At 42.8% G+C, this 18664-nt stretch carries 19 protein-coding genes, 6 tRNA genes, 1 other RNA gene and 1 riboswitch; of the genes, 4 read left to right on the top strand and 22 right to left on the bottom strand.

Annotation, left to right across the window (positions count from 1 at the left end; translation table 11 throughout):
* Nucleotides 1-134: 134 nt before the first annotated feature.
* The 16 genes from ACPLOV_RS07815 to ACPLOV_RS07740 form a co-directional block, all read right to left on the bottom strand.
* The gene (locus tag ACPLOV_RS07815; protein ID WP_424910972.1) at nt 135-758 is read right to left on the bottom strand and encodes an NUDIX hydrolase; all 624 of its coding nucleotides are present in this window, start codon (nt 756-758) and stop codon (nt 135-137) included.
* A 151-nt stretch (nt 759-909) separates the two neighbouring features.
* The gene (gene recR / locus ACPLOV_RS07810; protein WP_424910971.1) at nt 910-1509 is read right to left on the bottom strand and encodes a recombination mediator RecR; all 600 of its coding nucleotides are present in this window, start codon (nt 1507-1509) and stop codon (nt 910-912) included.
* A gap of 20 nt (nt 1510-1529) precedes the next feature.
* Complete coding sequence (locus ACPLOV_RS07805; protein WP_068748489.1) at nt 1530-1841, bottom strand: YbaB/EbfC family nucleoid-associated protein; 312 nt, start codon at nt 1839-1841, stop codon at nt 1530-1532.
* Between the two features lie 32 nt (nt 1842-1873).
* On the bottom strand, nt 1874-3541 hold the full coding sequence (gene dnaX / locus ACPLOV_RS07800; RefSeq protein WP_424910970.1) for a DNA polymerase III subunit gamma/tau: 1668 nt from the start codon (nt 3539-3541) through the stop codon (nt 1874-1876).
* Nucleotides 3542-3567: 26 nt separating this feature from the next.
* Nucleotides 3568-4809: an Nramp family divalent metal transporter gene (locus ACPLOV_RS07795; RefSeq protein WP_424909348.1), complete on the bottom strand. Its 1242-nt coding sequence runs from the start codon at nt 4807-4809 to the stop codon at nt 3568-3570.
* 22 nt (nt 4810-4831) lie between these two features.
* A complete protein-coding gene (locus ACPLOV_RS07790) occupies nt 4832-6085 on the bottom strand; it encodes a magnesium transporter (RefSeq protein ID WP_424910969.1) in 1254 nt (417 codons plus the stop codon).
* Nucleotides 6086-6285: 200 nt separating this feature from the next.
* Nucleotides 6286-6444, bottom strand: a riboswitch (M-box (ykoK) riboswitch).
* 230 nt (nt 6445-6674) lie between these two features.
* Nucleotides 6675-6939: signal recognition particle sRNA large type (gene ffs / locus ACPLOV_RS07785), an RNA gene on the bottom strand.
* Between the two features lie 132 nt (nt 6940-7071).
* Nucleotides 7072-7404: a type II toxin-antitoxin system PemK/MazF family toxin gene (locus ACPLOV_RS07780; RefSeq protein WP_424909346.1), complete on the bottom strand. Its 333-nt coding sequence runs from the start codon at nt 7402-7404 to the stop codon at nt 7072-7074.
* Nucleotides 7397-7594: a DUF2281 domain-containing protein gene (locus ACPLOV_RS07775; protein ID WP_424909345.1), complete on the bottom strand. Its 198-nt coding sequence runs from the start codon at nt 7592-7594 to the stop codon at nt 7397-7399. Before ACPLOV_RS07775 ends, ACPLOV_RS07780 begins: the two co-directional genes overlap by 8 nt.
* Before the next feature lie 140 nt (nt 7595-7734).
* Nucleotides 7735-7829 (bottom strand) — tRNA-Ser (locus tag ACPLOV_RS07770).
* A gap of 88 nt (nt 7830-7917) precedes the next feature.
* Nucleotides 7918-8011 (bottom strand) — tRNA-Ser (locus ACPLOV_RS07765).
* 11 nt (nt 8012-8022) lie between these two features.
* Nucleotides 8023-8478: a tRNA adenosine(34) deaminase TadA gene (gene tadA / locus ACPLOV_RS07760; RefSeq protein WP_424910968.1), complete on the bottom strand. Its 456-nt coding sequence runs from the start codon at nt 8476-8478 to the stop codon at nt 8023-8025.
* A gap of 23 nt (nt 8479-8501) precedes the next feature.
* Nucleotides 8502-8578, bottom strand: a tRNA-Arg gene (locus tag ACPLOV_RS07755).
* A 15-nt stretch (nt 8579-8593) separates the two neighbouring features.
* A tRNA-Arg gene (locus ACPLOV_RS07750) sits at nt 8594-8670 on the bottom strand.
* Nucleotides 8671-8677: 7 nt separating this feature from the next.
* Nucleotides 8678-8773 (bottom strand) — tRNA-Ser (locus ACPLOV_RS07745).
* Nucleotides 8774-8783: 10 nt separating this feature from the next.
* Nucleotides 8784-8870: transfer RNA gene (locus ACPLOV_RS07740), tRNA-Ser, on the bottom strand.
* A gap of 301 nt (nt 8871-9171) precedes the next feature.
* On the opposite strand from ACPLOV_RS07740, the gene ACPLOV_RS07735 reads away from it, so the two are divergent.
* A complete protein-coding gene (locus ACPLOV_RS07735) occupies nt 9172-10362 on the top strand; it encodes an MFS transporter (protein ID WP_424910967.1) in 1191 nt (396 codons plus the stop codon).
* Here the strand turns inward: ACPLOV_RS07735 and ACPLOV_RS07730 are convergent.
* Nucleotides 10359-11639, bottom strand: a complete 1281-nt coding sequence (locus ACPLOV_RS07730) for a hypothetical protein (protein ID WP_424910966.1) — start codon at nt 11637-11639, stop codon at nt 10359-10361. The two genes, ACPLOV_RS07735 and ACPLOV_RS07730, sit on opposite strands and share 4 nt — an antisense overlap.
* Nucleotides 11640-11682: 43 nt before the next feature.
* Here ACPLOV_RS07730 and ACPLOV_RS07725 point away from each other — a divergent pair, with 43 nt between their 5' ends.
* Complete coding sequence (locus ACPLOV_RS07725; protein ID WP_424910965.1) at nt 11683-11970, top strand: DUF503 domain-containing protein; 288 nt, start codon at nt 11683-11685, stop codon at nt 11968-11970.
* On the opposite strand, the gene ACPLOV_RS07720 is transcribed toward ACPLOV_RS07725, so the two are convergent.
* Together ACPLOV_RS07720 and ACPLOV_RS07715 are read right to left on the bottom strand one after the other, a co-directional pair.
* Nucleotides 11967-12578 carry an N-acetyltransferase family protein gene (locus ACPLOV_RS07720; RefSeq protein ID WP_424910964.1) on the bottom strand — a complete coding sequence of 204 codons (612 nt, stop codon included), beginning with the start codon at nt 12576-12578 and terminating at the stop codon, nt 11967-11969. The genes ACPLOV_RS07725 and ACPLOV_RS07720 overlap by 4 nt on opposite strands.
* A complete protein-coding gene (locus ACPLOV_RS07715; protein WP_424910963.1) occupies nt 12544-13803 on the bottom strand; it encodes a glycerol-3-phosphate acyltransferase in 1260 nt (419 codons plus the stop codon). The genes ACPLOV_RS07720 and ACPLOV_RS07715 overlap by 35 nt, the downstream gene beginning before the upstream one ends.
* A gap of 232 nt (nt 13804-14035) precedes the next feature.
* Between ACPLOV_RS07715 and ACPLOV_RS07710 the strand changes: the two genes are divergently transcribed.
* Together ACPLOV_RS07710 and hepT are read left to right on the top strand one after the other, a co-directional pair.
* Nucleotides 14036-14461, top strand: a complete 426-nt coding sequence (locus tag ACPLOV_RS07710; protein ID WP_424910962.1) for a nucleotidyltransferase domain-containing protein — start codon at nt 14036-14038, stop codon at nt 14459-14461.
* Nucleotides 14458-14886, top strand: a complete 429-nt coding sequence (gene hepT, locus ACPLOV_RS07705; RefSeq protein ID WP_424910961.1) for a type VII toxin-antitoxin system HepT family RNase toxin — start codon at nt 14458-14460, stop codon at nt 14884-14886. The genes ACPLOV_RS07710 and hepT overlap by 4 nt, the downstream gene beginning before the upstream one ends.
* A gap of 28 nt (nt 14887-14914) precedes the next feature.
* On the opposite strand, the gene ACPLOV_RS07700 is transcribed toward hepT, so the two are convergent.
* From ACPLOV_RS07700 to ACPLOV_RS07690, 3 genes are read right to left on the bottom strand one after another with little or no spacing between them, the layout of a single operon-like run.
* Entirely contained in the window at nt 14915-16252 is a 1338-nt protein-coding gene (locus ACPLOV_RS07700) for an ABC transporter permease (RefSeq protein WP_424910973.1), read from the bottom strand.
* Nucleotides 16253-16262: 10 nt separating this feature from the next.
* Nucleotides 16263-17972, bottom strand: coding sequence for an efflux RND transporter periplasmic adaptor subunit (locus ACPLOV_RS07695; protein WP_424910960.1), 1710 nt, complete (start codon nt 17970-17972; stop codon nt 16263-16265).
* Nucleotides 17969-18649, bottom strand: coding sequence for an ABC transporter ATP-binding protein (locus ACPLOV_RS07690; RefSeq protein WP_424909943.1), 681 nt, complete (start codon nt 18647-18649; stop codon nt 17969-17971). The genes ACPLOV_RS07695 and ACPLOV_RS07690 overlap by 4 nt, the downstream gene beginning before the upstream one ends.
* Nucleotides 18650-18664 lie beyond the last annotated feature (15 nt).

Here is an 18664-nt window from a genome sequence, read left to right as displayed (position 1 = left end):
TCAACCCCCGTAATGGACTTTCACCATCAAGGTCGCGGGCATGCCGCGCGCACAATAAGAAATGCTTACCTGGAAAGGTAAGCATTTCTTATTATCTTCCAATTTAGAATTTATTGCATGGAGTAATGAAATAATCAACTGAGAGCTCTCTTAATAACATCTATTAAATTTTTTATGATCCTAGCAGTAATACCCCATATAATCATCCCTTTATATTCATAAAAATATATGGGATACATTCCAGTTTTCCAATAATAATTTTCGCCACCCGGTATTAATTCAAAAGGAAATGCCCCAAAGGATGTAATTCCCACGTTGACAATGAATTCTTTAGGTTCGTTTTCTAAAAAAAATTTAAGAGGAACGATAATAATGTCCTCAATTTCATCAGGGTTTTCTTTTAAATCTTTAATGTCAATATCATTTATCTGTGCTGTAAAAGGATAAATTATAAAATTGAAAGGTGTAACCAAGTAATCAAGCGCCTTTAATATTTTTATGGAACTTTCGGGTATCATTAGTTCTTCCCGGATTTCTCTTATAGCAGCTATATCAGGGGTTTCCCCTTCTTCCATTTTTCCTCCCGGAAAACTTATTTCTCCGGGTTGACTTTTGAGTTTTGACGATCTTATCTCAAGTAATATATGCAGACTTCCATTTATCTCTATTATCGGAACCATTACCCCAAAAAATTCATAATAACCCTCGGGTTTAGGGTTTCTTTTTTCTAATTTCGATTTTATTTCCTTTATGTTCATAAACATCACCTATAATTTGAAATAATTTTTTATCAGCATCCATAACCAATATAAACATTAAAGACAAAAAGGGATAAGTTTAACAATTTACTTATCCCTCCCTATATTTTTCGATACAGTTTTATGTAATAAACACGTTTTTTGAATAAATTTAGATAATTTCCCTTCTGCCTTCCAGTGCCTTTGAAAGGGTTACCTCATCGGCGTAATCCAAATCACCGCCCATAGGTATTCCGTGAGCAATCCTCGTTACCTTTACTCCCATTGGTTTTAAAAGTTTTGCTATATAAAGGGCGGTGGCTTCCCCTTCCACATCCGAATTGGTGGCAAGGATTACCTCTTTTACTCCCTGCCCTACCCTTCCCAAAAGCTCTTTAATGCGTATATCGTCCGGGCCTATACCCTCCAAAGGGGAAAGGGCTCCGTGGAGCACGTGATAAAGCCCCCGGTACTCCCTGGTTTTCTCAATAGCCACCACATCCTTGGGCTCCTCCACCACCATTATTACGCCCTTTTCCCGGTAAGGATTTTCGCAAATATCGCAGGGGTCTTTTTCCGTAAAATTTCCGCAAACCGAACAGTAAATTATTGAATCCTTTACATCCAAAAGAGCTTCGGCAAGTTTTTTTACCCTCTCCCTGGAAAGCTTTAATATGTGATAGGTAAGCCTCTGGGCGGTTTTGGGTCCAATCCCGGGAAGTTTTGAAAGCTCGTCTATGAGTCTTGCAATCGGTTTTGCATAATAAGACATCCTTTACCCTTCCTTTGTCTTTAAAATAACCCTGGGATGTTTAAACCTCCCGTCAATTTACCCATCTCGGTGGATACCATTTCCTCCGCCTTATTTAAAGCCTCGTTTACCGCGGCAAGAATCAAATCCTGAAGCATTTCCACGTCCTCCGGATCGACCACATCTTTTTCTATCTTAATTTCCACCAGTTCCTTTTTACCGTTGGCAACGGCTTTAACCGCTCCTCCTCCCGCCGTAGCTTCCACCGTTCTTTGTTTCAGCTCTTCCTGCAGTTTGAGCATTTCCTCCTGCATCTTCTGAACCTGTTTCATCAACTTACCCATATTCCCCATGGAGCCAAAATTCTTCAAAACACCCGCCTCCTTTATTCCTCTTTTATTTCCACTATGTCCTTCCCGAACAATTTTATCACATTTTCTACAAAATCGTCATCCTTTTCCCTTTCTTTCTTACCCTCTATCCCCTTAATTTTTACGTCCTGTACGCTTACTTCTAAACCGGTTACATTTTTTACAGCTTCTTCAATCAATTTTTTCTGACTTTTAATAAAATCCAGCTGTCCCTGAGATGCCTCCTGTGCTGAAAGTATCAGATGATTTTTTTGCATCTTTTCCGGTAATATTTTAAAGGATGTTATCATGCTGGTGAGCAGCATTTTACCGTTTTTCGAAAGAAAGTCCACTACATCCTGCCACTTAGCTTTTATAATCTCCAGGGTATTATCTTCTTTTTTTGAAGGTTCCTCCTTTTTTTCCTGCTTTTCTACCTTTAAAACCATTTCCCCGGGATTGTTCTCTATACTTACTTCCTTATTCACTTCTTTATTTACTTCTTTTTTTTCTACTATCCCTTTTACCGCCGTAGAATCCGAAATTATCTCCTTTTTTTGAGAAATAATTTTTCCCGCATTTTTATCTTCTACCTTCCCAACCTCTTCAAAGGCTGAATTAGAAAGCATAGTGAGCTTTACAAGGGCTGATTCGAGTACTATCCTGGGAACTATCGTCCATTTTACCTCATTGGCAGCGGCTTTTAATACATCGAGAATCTGTAAAATCTCTTCTTTTTTATATTTTGACGCAATATCCTTCAGTTTAAGTATTTCCTCCTGCGGCAGGTCAATAAGCTCCGGAGGGCATTTTATCAAAATTAAAAGAAGGTTCCTGTAAAAGTACATTAGATCTTCCACAAACCTGTTAATATCCTTCCCTTTTTCAAAAACACCTTCAAGGATTGTCAAAACTTCCCCGGGGTTTTTTTCTTTTGCCGCCAGAGCAATTTTTATAAAAACTTCATCTTCCACTGCGCCGAATATTTCCAAGACATCTTCATAGGTAATCACTTCGCTGCTTAGGCCGGCAGCTTTATCAAGAAGGCTCAGGGAATCCCTTATAGACCCCTGCGAATGCCGCGCAATCAATTTTAATGCCCTGTCTTCCACCTTTAGGCCCTGTTTTTGAGAAACCCTTTTTAAATGCTCCGCGATATCCCCAAAAGACACCCTTTTGAAATCAAATCTCATACATCGGGAGAGGATGGTAGCGGGAAGCTTATTCGGCTCTGTGGTGCACAGGATAAAAACCGTATGTTTGGGCGGTTCTTCCAAGGTCTTTAAAAGGGCATTGAAAGCCTCCTGGGTCAGCATATGCACCTCATCGATGATATATACCCGGTATCTTCCCTGGGATGGAGGGAAATTAACCTTTTCCCTCAAATCCCTTATATCATCTATCCCCCGATGGGAAGCGGCGTCCATTTCCACTATATCCATAAAGGAGCCGTTTTGAAAGGCCAAACAGTTTCTGCAAACTCCGCAGGGGTTGTCGGTAGGCCCCTTTTCGCAGTTCAAAGCCTTAGCAAATACCCTGGCGGTGCTGGTTTTTCCGGTCCCCCTCATACCGCAAAAAAGATAGGCATGCCCTATTCTTCCGGATTTAAGCTGATTTTTTAAAACCCTTACTATGGGCCTTTGCCCCACTATTTCGTCAAAATTTGAAGGTCTGTATTTTCTGTAAAGCGCTAAATAGGTCAAAAGAGCCCCTCCAATCCAAGAATATCTCACCCGATTAAAGGTGAAAGGGTAAGAATTACGGTAAGTAAAATAATAAATCCCACGGTTACCCAGGCAATAGCATTAAAAATTCTCCCGTTTACATATTCTCCCATTACTTCTTTCTTATTTGTAAGTACAATCATATAAATAAGTATAATGGGAGTCAATATACCCGTAACTACCTGGGAAATAATAATCAACTGAATAAACACGCTGCTGGGGAGAAAGATTACCAGAGAACCGAGAATTATGAAAAACAGAATAATCCCGTAGAAAACCGGGGCTTCTTTGAAGGTTTTGTCAAGCCCGTTTTCAAAGCCAAAGGCTTCGGTAATGGCATAGGCGGTGGAGAGGGGGACAATATGAGCCGCAATTAGAGAAGCTCCAAAAAGTCCTATTGCAAAAAGGGTAGAAGCGTAATTTCCTGCTAAAGGCCTTAAAGCGGCAGCAGCATCCTCCGCCATATCTATGGTAATGCCCGCTTTATTTAACGTGGCTGCAGTAGTTACTATTATAAAAAACGCTAAAACATTGCTAACAAGTGACCCTATAACCACATCCATCTTTTCGTACTCATAATGTTTCACATCTATCCCCTTATCTACCACCGATGCCTGATGGTAAAACTGCATCCAGGGAGTTATGGTAGTGCCTACCATTGCAATAAACATCAAGACAAAGTCCCTGTCAAAGCTGAAGGAAGGCACGAAGGTGCTTTTAATAACCTCGCCCCAGTCGGGCTTTACCAGAAAGGCCGTAATTATATAAGAAACCATCACCAGCGATAATATCAGGAAAAATCGTTCGGCTTTTCTATAGGAACCTCTCAATATTACCATCCACACCAAAAGGGCAATTAACGGCACGGAAATAATTTTGGGTATATTTAATATTTCAAGGCTCGCCGCTGCTCCTGCAAAATCAGCAACGGTGATGGCCAGGTTCGTAATTAAAAGGGTAACCATGGCAAAAAGGGTCATTTTTACACCAAAATTTTCCCTTATAAGTGCGGAAAGCCCCTTGCCCGTTACCGCTCCCATTCGAGCCGCCATTTCCTGGACTACGATGAGGCTTATAGTAATTAAAAAAAGCCCCCACAGCATCCTGTAACCGTAGGATGCTCCAACGCTGGCATAGGTGGCTATCCCCGTCGCATCGTCATCGGCAATGCCTGTTATAAGTCCGGGACCTATTATGCTGAAAAGCAGCAGCATTCTTTTTACAAATCCGCCGTTTTTCTGGTTCATATTTGCTTCCTCCTTTCCCGCCTTATCCAGCCATTCTCTTATTCCGTTTCAAAAGTTCATACACTATGTCGTTTATTATTACAACCCCTATAAGTTTTCTCGTTAAATCTATTACAGGGACTGCCAGCAGGCTGTATTTTGATATTATCCCTATTAAAGAATTCACATCATCGGTGTCCCTGACATATATCACATCTTTCTTCATGATTTGTTCCAGGACGGTATCGGGTTCGGCTATAACCAGATCCCTTAAGGATACAACCCCTACGAGTTTTCCCTCTTCATCTATTACGTAAAGGTAATATATCACATCCGCATCGGGTTTTAACCGTCTAAGCTCCTTAATAGTATCCTCCACCGTAAAGGTGGTCTTAAAGGATATAAAATCCCTGACCATTATACTCCCTACCGTATGCTCGGGGTACTGCATGAGTTCTTTTATTTCCCGGGAGGCATGGGTGTCCATTTCGCTCAGTATTTCGTTTGCTATTTCCCTGTTAATATCGTCCAAAATATCCGCTGCCTCGTCAAAAGGCATTTTCTCCAGCACATCCGCAGCTTTTTCTACAGGGAGACTTTCGAGAACGTTCTTCTGCGCCCGGGTTTCAAGTTCCTCAAGAACATCGGCAGCCCTTTCGTCATCAAGGGATGCAAACACCATCGCCTGAGTCTTTTTGTCCAGGTCTTCGATGATATCCGCCAGGTCGGACGGGTGAAGGGTGTAAAGCTTATTGTAGCTCATGGAAATCTTAAGATCCGATTTCGCCGAAGTAATGGGCTGCACGTAATCCCAGAGGATAAATTTGGAAGAAATGTTCCCTCCGAAATTCTTCAATATCCTTTTTACGGGTTTTGCAAGCCCGAGCCTTCTCAAAAGTCCTTCCAAACCTATATCAACGGCTACCGCATAGGTCCCCGTTGAAAGCACGGCAAGCCTTACGTCATTTACCCTTACAACCTTTCTCCCGTTTATATCCACTATCTGCTTGTCGAGAATGTGTTTTACCAGCATCATTGTTTTTTCGGTATCAATTTCCACCGGCTTTTTTTCCGTACAATTAAGATGATACTGCCCCTTAACCTTTTTAATTTCAAAAAAAGAAAAATCGTAAAACGCCTTTTTACCGCCGCCTTCATCTACCAGAGCTGCTATAACCTTTGGCTTTTCGTAGCTTAGATCAACAGCAAGGTCTGAAAGTTTCCCTATTACTTCCTCACCGCAAAATACCCTGTTCCCAATTACCCTGCTTAAGTAAAAGCTCGTTATATTTTTCATAAACATCCCCCCTCAAAATTTTTTCTGCGGGGGGATGTTTATGCCTTATACATCCCCCCACCGAATTTTAAAAATTCTACTGGCAGGGTTACCGTCCATTTAAAAAACCATCTCCTTTTTCTTATATTTTGCTCAAAATTGGAAAATAAAAAAGCCTTTTCCCCGGCGGCTTCATACGAGGTTAAGGCTAAAATGTAAAATATTTTTCAACCTCGTACAAGCTTTGGCACTACAGGGCTTAAAAGCTGCATTAGGTTAAGCCTTGGTTCGGCAAAACCTGTTTACCAGCTAAGATTGTCTCCAATCTTTCGCGGCAGCAGCCTGTATCCTTGTAGGAGCCTCGCCTACCGAGCTAATAATTTTTTCAAATACTATTTTAGCAGAAAAAATTTATTTTTCAAGTAAAATTAACCGAATTTCTAAATTATTGGTTATTCTTTTACGTTAACCTGTTATTCCTGAGTATTTCTTTAGATTTCATTCTATTTTAAAATATGATCTTTTTTTAAATTTTGAGCTTATCTTTTTAAATTAAAAAGGGGAAGCATTTTATGCTACCCCTTTAATTACTTATATATATAGTTAATGGCCGTGCACCTTCCGTCGATTTTTCCCTCCGGGCGATACCGGGATAGTTAACTCCGGTCAGGCTGCCCCGCGGCACATGGAAGTGCTTCCTTACCGTTGCTTCCTCCCGGACCTGGCGGGGTTCGGAAGTTTCCATTGCGCGGGACCCAACCTTCTTTGCCACTTGTCCCGGCCGGACCCCACAGGGACAAAACCTCGGGAAGGGATTCGACCCCACTACAGCGGATTGTGGGTGCAGGGCACCGCTACCTCCCCGTCTAGCACGGCCAAGATTTTTGCCCACACGACTCGCAAAATTTATTATACTATCTTTATTAATAAATAGCAAGGTAAATAAATTTCCATATATCGTTAGGCATATGGCCTCTTTTCAAGAAGCCAACAGGTTGTAATCAAGTTTAGATCAATTCATAAAGTTTTTTCCTGACCGCATCGATAATATACTTTTTCACAGCACCAAACTTGCTTATTACAATACTTTGGGATAAGGTATAAATCTTGTCCACCCTTATGCAGGAATCCACCTTTAAGGCTCCCTCGTAAAGGTCGCTACTGGTCAGCATAACAATATAATCTTTTACTGCCAGGTTCGAAGTAATAGCCGCAACTATTATATCTTCTGTTCTGCTGTTATAATCATCATTAGATAAAACAAGAACAGGGCGTTTTTTATTGGAAGTCAAATCACTGAAAGGAATAGGAATTAATAATATATCGCCCTGCCTATACATTGTTCCATACCTCATCATCAATATCATTATCCCAAAAATCTATACTGCTCTCGCTGGCAGACAATAAATCCTTGAATACCTGATTATCTTTTTTATTTTTTAAAAATAAAATAAAATCTATAACTTCTCGTATTTGACTTTCTGGAATTTCATCAATTAATTTTAATAAAATGCTCTTACCCGCATTCATTAATCTCACCTCAAAATTATTATATCACAATTATTCACCAAAGTTTACAACTGAACTTTCGTGAAAAGCTTTAAACAAAAAGACCACACTCCTTCTCACTTAATAGTAAGCACGGAATGCAGTCATGTGGGCAATAATAATGGCGGAGAGAGAGGGATTCGAACCCTCGAGACGGGCTTAACACCCGTCTACTCGATTTCCAGTCGAGCGCCTTCGACCTCTCAGCCATCTCTCCGCGAAAATCTTTTTACTCATATAAATTAATCAATTTTACTTAAGAATGCAATTTTGTAGTTAAGTTCTGCGCTTGTAACCATTTTTAATGGCGGAGAGAGTGAGATTCGAACTCACGAGACGGCTTTTGGGCCGCCTACTCGATTTCGAGTCGAGCGCCTTCGACCTCTCGGCCATCTCTCCACCGAAAATTTTCATTCCCTTTTTTTCTTGAAATACTCCTTGAGTAAGAAGGAGCACTCCTCTTCCAGTATTCCGCCTATGACCCGGGGCCTGTGGTTCAAATTCCTGCAGGATAAAACGTTTAATACGCTCCCGGCACATCCGCCCTTCGGATCATATGCGCCGAAAATCACCGAGTCAATTCTGGAAAGCACTGCCGCTCCGGAACACATGGCGCAGGGCTCCAAGGTGACGTATAAACTGCACCCCGCCAATCTCCAGCTGCCAAGCTCCCTGCAGGCTTCCCTTATGGCTATTAATTCTGCATGAGCAGTGGCATCCTGAAGCTTTTCCCGCCCGTTTCTTCCCTTAGCGATGACCTTTCCATCTTTTACGATCACCGCACCGACGGGCACCTCGTCCTCTTCGAAGGCTTTTTCTGCTTCCTTTAAAGCCTCCCGCATGAAGACCTGGTGAATACTTTCCATTGAACTTTCCCCTATGGAAAAAATGGTGCGCCCGGGAGGACTCGAACCCCCGGCACGCGGTTTAGGAAACCGCTGCTCTTTCCTCCTGAGCTACGGGCGCATGTAAAAGCTTTGATGGTGCGCCTGGCAGGAGTCGAACCCACAGCCTTCTGATCCGTAGTCAGACGCTCTATCCAGTTGAGCTACAGGCGCATGAAAGTGGCGGAGAGAGAGGGATTCGAACCCTCGATACGGATTTTAGGTCCGTATAGTCGCTTAGCAGGCGACCGCCTTCGACCTTCTCGGCCATCTCTCCGCAAGTAACCTGGCAGAGGGGGAGGGATTCGAACCCCCGGCCCTTTTGGGGCACTGGTTTTCAAGACCAGCTCCTTAAACCACTCGGACACCCCTCCGCAAATTGACTATTCAAAGTATAGCATAAAAAATTCCCTTTTGTCAACACGATGGATTTCCTCTGCTTTTATTAATTTTTGGAATTTGTAACGCAGAGAAAAAAATTATATTATAATATTACTTGGAAATCATTTTATTGTAAAATGGTTTTAGATTATTGCTTTTATCAAATTCTGCATACCTTTATATTTTTATTTTATGAAGCTTTATTTTTTGTATTTTAATTCGCAGATTTAGATATATTTTAAAAGGCTTTTTGCCTTTTTATTATTTTTTAAAATTTTAACCGGAGGATTTAAAATGAATTTACCTTTAAATTTATCAAATCAGATTAAAAAATTATATATCATTTCTTTTGGGGTTTTTATAGCCCAGTTAGCGTTTTCATCAATGACGCCGTTTTTGCCCGATCTTCTTTTAGATATGGGAGTTACCCGGAATATCACCACCTGGTCCGGGCTTATTTATTCGGCAAACTCCCTCATGTTCGGGATAATGGCCCCCATCTGGGGAGCAATTTCGGATAGATACGGAAAAAAGCCCATGATGGCAAGAGCCGGTGTGGTCATGGGCATCATTTACTTTTTAATGGCCGGCGCAAAAACACCAACTCAGCTCTTATTTTTAAGGGCTTTAAACGGCACCTTTTCCGGTTACATCCCCGCCGCCATTACCTTTATAGCTTCGGTAAGCACCCCCGACAATTTGAACTACAACTTAGCTATTATAAATGCTGCAGCAGCAGTGGGAACCATTACCGGCCCTCTGGTAGGAGGAATTACTGCCAAAATAATGGGAATTAGAAAAAGTATTGCTTTTAACGGATTTTTACTATTAATCGCAGGAATTCTTCCTTATGTCACCGGCATTAAAGAATCAAAGACGGCAAAGCCAAAATCTTCCATGATAAAAAGCATTGCGGATGCCTTTAAAAACAGAAAGCTTCTCGTGGTTTACTCGGTAGGCATTTTCGTCCAGGCGGCCTTAATGGGAATCCTTCCTGCGGTAACCCTCTTGATGCACAAAATTAATCCAGAAAACACGTCATTGTATACCGGCATCGCCTTTTCCATTACGGGAATCTCTACTGCCATAGCTTCCCCCTTTCTCGGAAAGGTAAAATACCCGGTAAATTCCCTTTACCGCATCGGACTTATCGGAAGCGCTATTTTAACTGCACTCCAGGGATTTATCGGAAGTTTCCTTGAGCTTTTTGCCCTCAGGTTTTTCTTCGGATTTTTCAATGCTGCGGTTACCATAGCGGGAAATATTTTAATCGCTCAAGCAGGGACCAGCGAAAATCAGGGCAGTTCCTTCGGAGTATATAACGGCCTTATGTCCATCGGACTTGTTATGGGCTCAATGATAGGCGGATTCCTCGGGGACAGCTTCGGAATAGCCTTTACCTTTTTGGGCGGCGGCCTGATGTTTTTAATTGCTTTCATTATTTCCTTCTTAATAAAAGAAGAAATAAAGGAAGGGAGCTTTTAATACGTCCCTTCCTTTTTTATATAATCTAAGTTAATTTTAGGTGGGTTTTGCTGGGGAAGATACTGGCTCATGGATAAGAAAGCGCCACTGTATTTTATCACCGCGCTCCCGTTGGATTCTACGTTTTTTGCTACAATGCACCCTTCAAAATTTGAAGTCCCCAGGTCCACCGTGCCGTTGGGCGCAAACAAAAGGGCGTTTTTTACGCTCCCGGCATTTTTTACGGTGATGTTTTTCTCCGAAATTACTATTATTCCACTGCTGTTTCCCGTTACTACCTTCAGCTCTACATCCCCTTTTGCGTATATCACGCCGTTTCCCTGAAGATTATCCGCTGAAAAATCCCCTTCATGCACTACCGTAGTTTTATTTCCTTTATTATCCACCACCTCAACCACATCATCATCGACAAATATTACATGACCGCTCATGGCAAGGCTTGTAACCCTGTAAGGGCCTTCGTAAACGGAAGTGGCCCTGTTTTTATAAAAATAAGGGTCGGGGGAAGGCATTTCGTGAGAAAAACTTATATCCCCCTGGTAGTAGGGATATCTTTTACCCCTTACCAGCACCGCCCCGCTTGATGTAATAGACCCCTTTGCGTATATATCGCCGTAGACGTCGGCGCTGCCTTTCAGGCTTACATTACCAAGAGAATATATGCTTTTTGTCACCCTGGCGCTCCCGCTAAGCTTTACATCGCCTTTGGCGTATAAATTTCCGTTTAAATCAAAACTTCCCTTTAAATCCACATCTTCCAGAGTGGCTATATCCCCCTGCAGGCTCGCGGAGCCGTTAAAGGAAAAGCCCGAATAAGAAAAGATCATCTTCTGAAAGGCTTCATAGCTTCTAATTACATTTAAATACGCGTAAGCAGTAAATTTGGACCCGCCCGACGAACCCTCCGATATAATTTTTAACCTGTTTTCCGATTCCAGATAAGCTTTTAAAGTAAAACTCCCCTTTAAATCTCCCTCGTCCACATTCATGCTGTCGAATAAAAAACCGTTGGGCTTTCCCCGGGCTGATGAAATTACATACTGAAGCCTTTCAGGATCATTTTTCAGCTCCGAAAGCGCCTTTTGCAGTCCTCCTTCTGCCAGATACTGGGCCTGAACCCTTCTTTCGTAGTAAAGGGAAGCCTTTAAATCGCTTCTTGAAAACTCCGCAAGGGCAAGGGCAAGAATTATAAGCACCGTCCCGGTGAGGAGCACCGTTACCAGCACCGCCCCTTTATTTTCCTTTGAAATTTTATTAAAATACTTATAAACGCCCATACTTACCGCCCGCTTTTAATTTAATCCTGGAAAGGTGGTTATCATGAACATCGGAATCTTAAAGGTGGAAATTTATTTAGGGGATACCTTTTCTTTAAAGGATAAGCGATCAATTGTAAAAAGCGTCATTGAAAGGCTGAAAGGTAAATTCAACCTTTCCGTGGCCGAAGTGGAAAGGCAGGATGACCTTCGCTTTGCCGTAATAGGTATAAGCTGCGTTTCTTCAAGTAAAAACCATGCGGAAAGCCAGCTGGAAAGCGCCCTGAATTTTCTGGAAGAAGACGGAAGGTTTTTCGTGCAAAACATCGAAAGGGAGGTGTTTTCTTTTTAGCCTTCCCAGACCATTATAAGCCATTCCCCCTGAAGGTCCCTTGTCCTTCCCTTTACCTTAAACCCAAAGCTTTTATAAAGTTTCACTGCTGAAGTATTCTCGGGCCTGACCTCCAGCTTTACCCTTTTAATACCTTTTTTCCGAATATATTCCATCCCTTTTTCCAGGAGCGCTCTTCCTATCCCTTTCCCGTGATGCTCAGGCAAAACGCCTATGGACAAAAGCTGAGCCGAAGGCGATGTGATCACTTCAAACTTTAAAAAGAAAACCTTATTGAAAACTATCTTTAAAGCATCCTTAAAATTTATTCCGTATTCCCCTTTAAAATATTTCCCTATAACCTTGAAAATAAATCCGCTAAGTACCGCTTCCTTCCAGAGTCTTTTTACGTTATCCGCCATTACGATGTACCCGATGATTTTATTTTCCTCCTCTGCCACCATCACACCTTCCCTGAAGGTAAAAATCAAAAGAGAAAAGAAGTCAAAAAACGCCCTTTTTATACCCGAAGTGACGGGGGTGAAAAACCTTATACTCCCCTCAAAAGCCCTTAAAAATACCTCTGCCACCGCCTCAACGTCCTTCAAAGCCGCCGTTCTTATTCTCATTTACCTTTTCCTCCGTTTCCATCAGTTCGGATAGGAATATCATCTGGTCCACCGTAACGAATTCGTAGCCCTGTTTTTTCAGCTCATCTATAACCATAGGAAGGGCTTCCACGGTAGATGTCCTGTTGCCCCCTCTGTAGGTCACTAAGTCCCCCGAATCGTGAAAAAGTATTATGGAACCGGGTTTTACGCTTTTGACCACTCTTTCCACGATTTTATCCGGAGGCAGTTCCGCCCAGTCCATGGCACTCACGTCCCACAAGACGATGGTATACCTTTCGTCTTTTAAAAGTTTTCTGGCAAAAGCTGTATACACGCCCCTCGGGGGCCTGAAAAGCACCGGTCTGACCCCCGTTATTTTTTCTATAGCTGCTTCACACTTTTTTATTTCCTCCTCCTGCCCCTTTGCTGAAAGGGGGATGAGGCTCCTGTGGCTATAGGTGTGATTGCCTATGGAGTGCCCTTCTTTTACGATCCTTTTTGCAATATCCGGGTAGCTTTCCACATTCTTCCCCACGAGGAAAAAGGTCGCCGGTACGCCTTTTTCCTTCAATATATCCAGTATTTCGGGCGTATAAAGCGGATCGGGCCCGTCGTCAAAGGTAATTGCTGCATACTTAAAATGTCCCGGCCCATGCCTAATTAAATCCTTCTGCATTCCAAAGCCTTTGTACACGTATTTATTAAAAAAGAATAAAACAAGAATAAAAAACACCAGGAGCCCCAGCAGGGTGCGGTTAACTAGAACGGATTTTACCTTTTTTTCCAGAAAATCCGGCCAGAACTGAACGGCAAGCTGGGCAAAGATAATCAAAGAAATTATATTATACGAATCGGTCCTGAAAAACCGGAAGGTTACCACCGGGATCAAAAGGGCTGTTAAAAATACCGCATCGTCGTATTCTTCTACAAACTGTTTTATAATTATAAAAAACAATAAAAGCAAAAGCCCCATTTTCCAGGAAAGGTAAAATATGATGCCGAGGGCAAGGGCTTCGGTGGTGTCTCCGCGAAATCCCTTGAAAAAGGGGCGCGTGTGCCCCGTTAAGACGCCCATCGAAGAAAAAATGTAGGTAAGACCCGAGTGAAGGTAGAGCCCTGCAAAAAGCATAGTCAGGTAGCCTTTGAAAAATTCTATTATTTGAGTGAAATATTCCTTCTTTTGAAAAACGAAAAATCCCCCGACGAGATAGGAAAAAAGCCCAGTTACGACAAAATAGCTCATTTTAACCCCTTCTTTTTTAGGCGAATTCAGCATTTAATATATTATATTTTATACTCTCTTTAAATGCTTTTAAATTTTTTAAATACAATGCTTTAATTCTATTTTAATCAAAACTTCCGTCCCTGCCAAAAACTTTTTGCTGGAAATATTTTTACCCGGGTCTACCCTTATCTTTAAATTATATAAAAATTATGGTAATTTATAAATAAGAAATTTAAAGGCGGTGATAAAAATGCCGAGGGATTTGGTAAGAATAGATAAAGAAAAATTAAAAAATTACATCACAGAAAAGGTCGCCTCTTTTGAAGAAATAGCAGGCGTCTACCTTTTCGGCTCAAGCCTCGATTTAATGCGCCCCGACAGCGACATAGACATCGGAATTATTTTTTTTGATTGCGTAGACGAAAAAAAAGCGGAGGATGTTATTGAAACATTATACTTAAAGCTTTTAAATTTTGAGGGTCATCTCTTTGACATCCACTCGGTAAACCACTCAAACACTATAATTGCCTTCAATATTTTGAGAAACGGATTACCCCTATATATCAGGGATGAAAACACCGTAACCGATTTAATAGAAAAGGTAAGTTTAAGATATAAAGAGGTATATCCCCGGTACAAAAAAGCTGTAGAAATGATACTGGAGGGATTAAAATGAGCCCGTTAGATAAAGAGAAAATAACAAAAAAAATACTTTTTATAATTGAACAAAAAAAGGATATAGAAAAACTCCTTTCCGAAAAAGGAAAGGAAGAAATTTTACGCGATCCCTGGCTTATTAAAGGCCTAAAATACTCTCTGCAAACCGCTGTAGAGGCAATGATCGATATAATATATCACATCACTGCTAAGCATTTTAACAAAGCCCCTGTGGACGCAAGAGATGCGTTGAACATCTTATATAATTTCAAAGTAATTGATGAAAAAGAATTGACGCTGTACTCGAAAATGATAGGATTCAGGAATAAAATTGTTCACGGTTATGAAGAAGTTTCTCCGGAAAAAGTTATAGAAGCAGCTGAAAATAATCTTGATGACTTTGACAAATTTGTTAAAAAAATAAAAGAAAATTTCTTACAATAATTTTGTTCTACTCTTAATATATTTTATTTCACCTTCTAAGGGCTTCCACCGGAGGTACCGATGAGGCAAGGTATGCGGGGTATACTCCAAACACGAGCCCGCAGCCAAGGGCCACAAAGGTGGAAACCTTCAAAGCCGAAAGGCTGACTATGGAGTAAAGCCCGTAGGCGGTAAAAGCTTTTACCCCCCAGATACCCGCTATTATCCCTCCCAGCGCACCAAAAAGGCTAAGAATCAAGCTTTCCAGGATAAACTGCAGTAAAAGGTCCGATTTTTTTGCTCCAAGAGCCCGCTTTAATCCTATCTCCGATGTCCTCTCGGAAACCGCCACCAGCATTATGTTCATTATCCCGAGCCCCCCGACAAGAAGGGATACCGAGGCAATCCCCGCCAGTAAAAGGGTCATCACCCGGTTTGCTTTATCGGCTTCCTCAATCAGGGTGTTCATGTTTGTGATTGTAATCAAGTCTTTCCCTGCTATAATACTGTCATTTGATGTTTTGCCGCTTTCCGGGGGTTGAGGAGCGGGCACCGGAGCTGGATTTACCGGTGTCTTACCCTCCACGGGTTTTCCTTCAGCTCCTTCTTTTTCATTTCCCGGATTTATTTTCGGAGCTTTTAAATCCAGCCCCAATTTTCTCCTGTAGATTCTCCCCATCTGGGCGATGGCAAGGTCCGCACTTTTTGCCGTGTCCGCTTTAACCCAGATCTCGTCAACACTTCTTTTTCCGGCTATTTTAAGAGCGGTGGTGTAGGGGATTATAATCATATCGTCCAGCCCTTCCTGGGCATTCCCCTTTTTTGAAAGCACACCCACCACCCTGTAGGTCTCGTTGTTCAAAGTAAAGGTAGCCCCTACCGGCGACCTTCCGTTTAAAAGGCTTTTGCCCAGGTTGTAGCCTAAGACCGCCACCTTTGCCCTTTCCTTTACATGCCATTCGGTAAAAAAGTGCCCGGTGATTACTTTGTAATCCCTCACCTTATAATATTCGCTGCTTACGCCAAGTATCTGTACTTCTCCCCGTGCCCTTCGCCACCTCATCACTGCCTTTGTCCTTACTATAGGCGTTGCGTAAATAAGCCCGTTTACCCTTTCTTTTAGCTCCTGAGCTTCTTCCGGTTTGAAATTTACCGATGGGTCCTGGGCTTTAATAACTATGACATTGGAGCCGAGGCTCTCAAACTGCTTTAGTACCTCAAGCCGTGCCCCCTCGCCGATACCCATTAGGCTTATGACCGATGCTACACCTATGGCAATCCCTAGGACCGTTAAAAACGAGCGGAGGGGTTTTGCCGCAACACCGTGCCATGCCATTTTCAAGGAAAATCCGAGTTTTACTAAAAATCTCCGCAGGTCGTTTTTCATCGTATCCACCTCATTTACCACCGCTATTTTCCTGCGTATTCGAGCCGCTCTGGCCACCGCTGTTTTGTCCGGGGAGGAGCCTATCGGTCTTTATATGCTGGGATGGCAAAACGTCAAAACTCGAACCCGTAACCACCTCATCTCCTTCCTTCAAACCGCTTTTTATCTCGGCGAATCTGTCGTTCATAAGGCCGAGCTCCACGGAAACCACCTTTGTGGTACCGTCGGGATTTAAAACCTCTACTTTCGGCTGTCCATCCTCTTCAAAAACCGCCTCTACCGGTACAAGAAGTACACCTTTAGAGCTTCCGGCTTCTATGTACGCTTTTGCCTGCATCCCGGGTTTCAGCTCCGGCGTCCCTTTGACTTTTATATTAACCTCAAATCTGGATATTCCGCTCTGGTCTTTCCCCATTGGTGATATGAACACCACACTGCCTTCGAGCACCTTGCCGGGAAGGGCGTCAAGGGTCACTTTTACCGGTGAACCCTGTTTTACAAGCAGTATATCAATATCGTCCACCTGACACCACATGGTCATGTCGTCCGGGCTAAAAATGCTCCCCAGCCATTCGCCCATATTTACCGTTTTCCCAACGGTGGCGTTCAGGTCCGCTACCACGCCGCTTATCGGAGCCCTGATTTCCAGCATTTGAAGCTGGCTTTGAAGCTTGTAAAGCTTGCTCTCCAGCTCAGAAATTTTTTTAAGTTCTTCCATTATGTAATCCCGTACATCCGACCCGGCCAGCTGCAGTACCGGGTCACCTTTTTTTACCTTGCTCCTTTCCTTTACAAACACCTTCGTAACCCTTGCGGTAACAGTGGAAAAAATTGACTCCTCTTCGGAAAATCCCTCCACCTTTGAAGGGTATTTCAACCATAATATTTCGGGACTTTCGGGATTTGTCACCCCTTCTTTTGCCAAACCCACATAGGCGGTAAGCCCCGGCTGTATAAGCCCCGGGTTTTTCCCCTCCACGGTCATGTAGTAGACGTACTGATACATCTGCTCACCGGTGTAGTCGGTGCTCCCGGTCGCTTCCGTCACCGGTTCGGGGTTTACATCCACCACCTGCCCTTCCAGTACTCCTTCATAAACCGAAAACCTCATAAAAGCCTTTTTATATTCCTTGGCTATCGCAAATTCTCCCGGGTAAAGCTTTACCTGTAATTTGTATTTACCGTCATTTACTACCTTGGCTACGATTTCCCCTTCTTTTATTTCATTTCCTTCCTTTGCGGTAAGCCCGAATATCCTTCCATCAATAGGAGCGGTAAGGGTAATACCCTTTGAAGGGTCCACTTCATACAGCCTTTCCGGCGTCGTCCCCAGTTTATCCGCTAAAGCCTTTTTCGCGGTATCGATCTGTTTTTGCAGATTTTCCAGCTCGGTCTGCACATTTGGCGCGCGAAGTTTTACCAGAACCTGCCCCGCCTGAACCGTATCACCGCTTTTCACCAGGACCTGATCTATTATGTAGCTCATCATCACCTGCGTTTCGGGGCTGTAGGGAACCATTATTCCCCCGCTGCTGTTGGGATAAAGGGGGCCCGTAGTCTCAACGCCCACATTTATATCCCCTCTTATGACCTTGGCTGTGGAATAAACCGGCCCCTGAGCCTCCTTTTTCGGCGGAGGAAGAAGGCTTTTAAAGGCATAAACTCCCCCCATTACCAAAAGAGCAGCAATCAAAATAAAAGCAGCTACTTTTTTTATCATAAATAAGCCTCCCTTTCAATTTTTCCATCCAGAATATGCACAATCCTTTTCCCGTACTTCGCCATCTTTTCATCATGGGTCACCAGGATTATCGTAAGATTTTTTTCCTCGTTGAGCCTGCAAAAAAGCTCCATTATGGAATTTCCGGTCTTTGAGTCCAAAGCCCCTGTGGGCTCATCAGCAAGAATTAAAAGAGGATCCTGCACCAGAGCCCGGGCTATAGCCACCCTCTGCTGTTCCCCTCCGGAAAGCTCCAAGGGCCTGTGCTTCATTCGATCCTTCAATCCCACCACTTCCAGGGCTTTTTCGGCTCTATTTCTCCTTTCCTTTGCCGGAACCCCCCGGTAAATAAGGGGTATTTCCACGTTAAAAACCGCATCATATTCAGGTAAAAGGTGGAAGGTCTGAAACACAAACCCCACGCTTTCGTTTCTAATACTTGACAGTTCATCGTCGTTCAGCTTCTCCACTTTTTTTCCGTCCAGAAGGTACTCCCCTTCGGTGGGTTTATCCAGACATCCGATGATGTTCAAAAGGGTGGATTTTCCCGACCCCGAAGGCCCCATTATTGAAAGAAACTCTCCCCTTTCCACCGATAAATTTACCCCGTCCAGGGCTTTTACGTTTACCTTCCCCGTTCTGTAATATTTTTTTACATTTTTCAGCTCTATTAACATTTTCATTCTCCTTAA

Origin of the sequence: Thermovenabulum sp., from assembly GCF_049723235.1 — a bacterium.
Classification (GTDB): domain Bacteria; phylum Bacillota; class Thermosediminibacteria; order Thermosediminibacterales; family Thermosediminibacteraceae; genus Thermovenabulum.
This window is presented reverse-complemented; position numbering and strand designations above follow the sequence as displayed.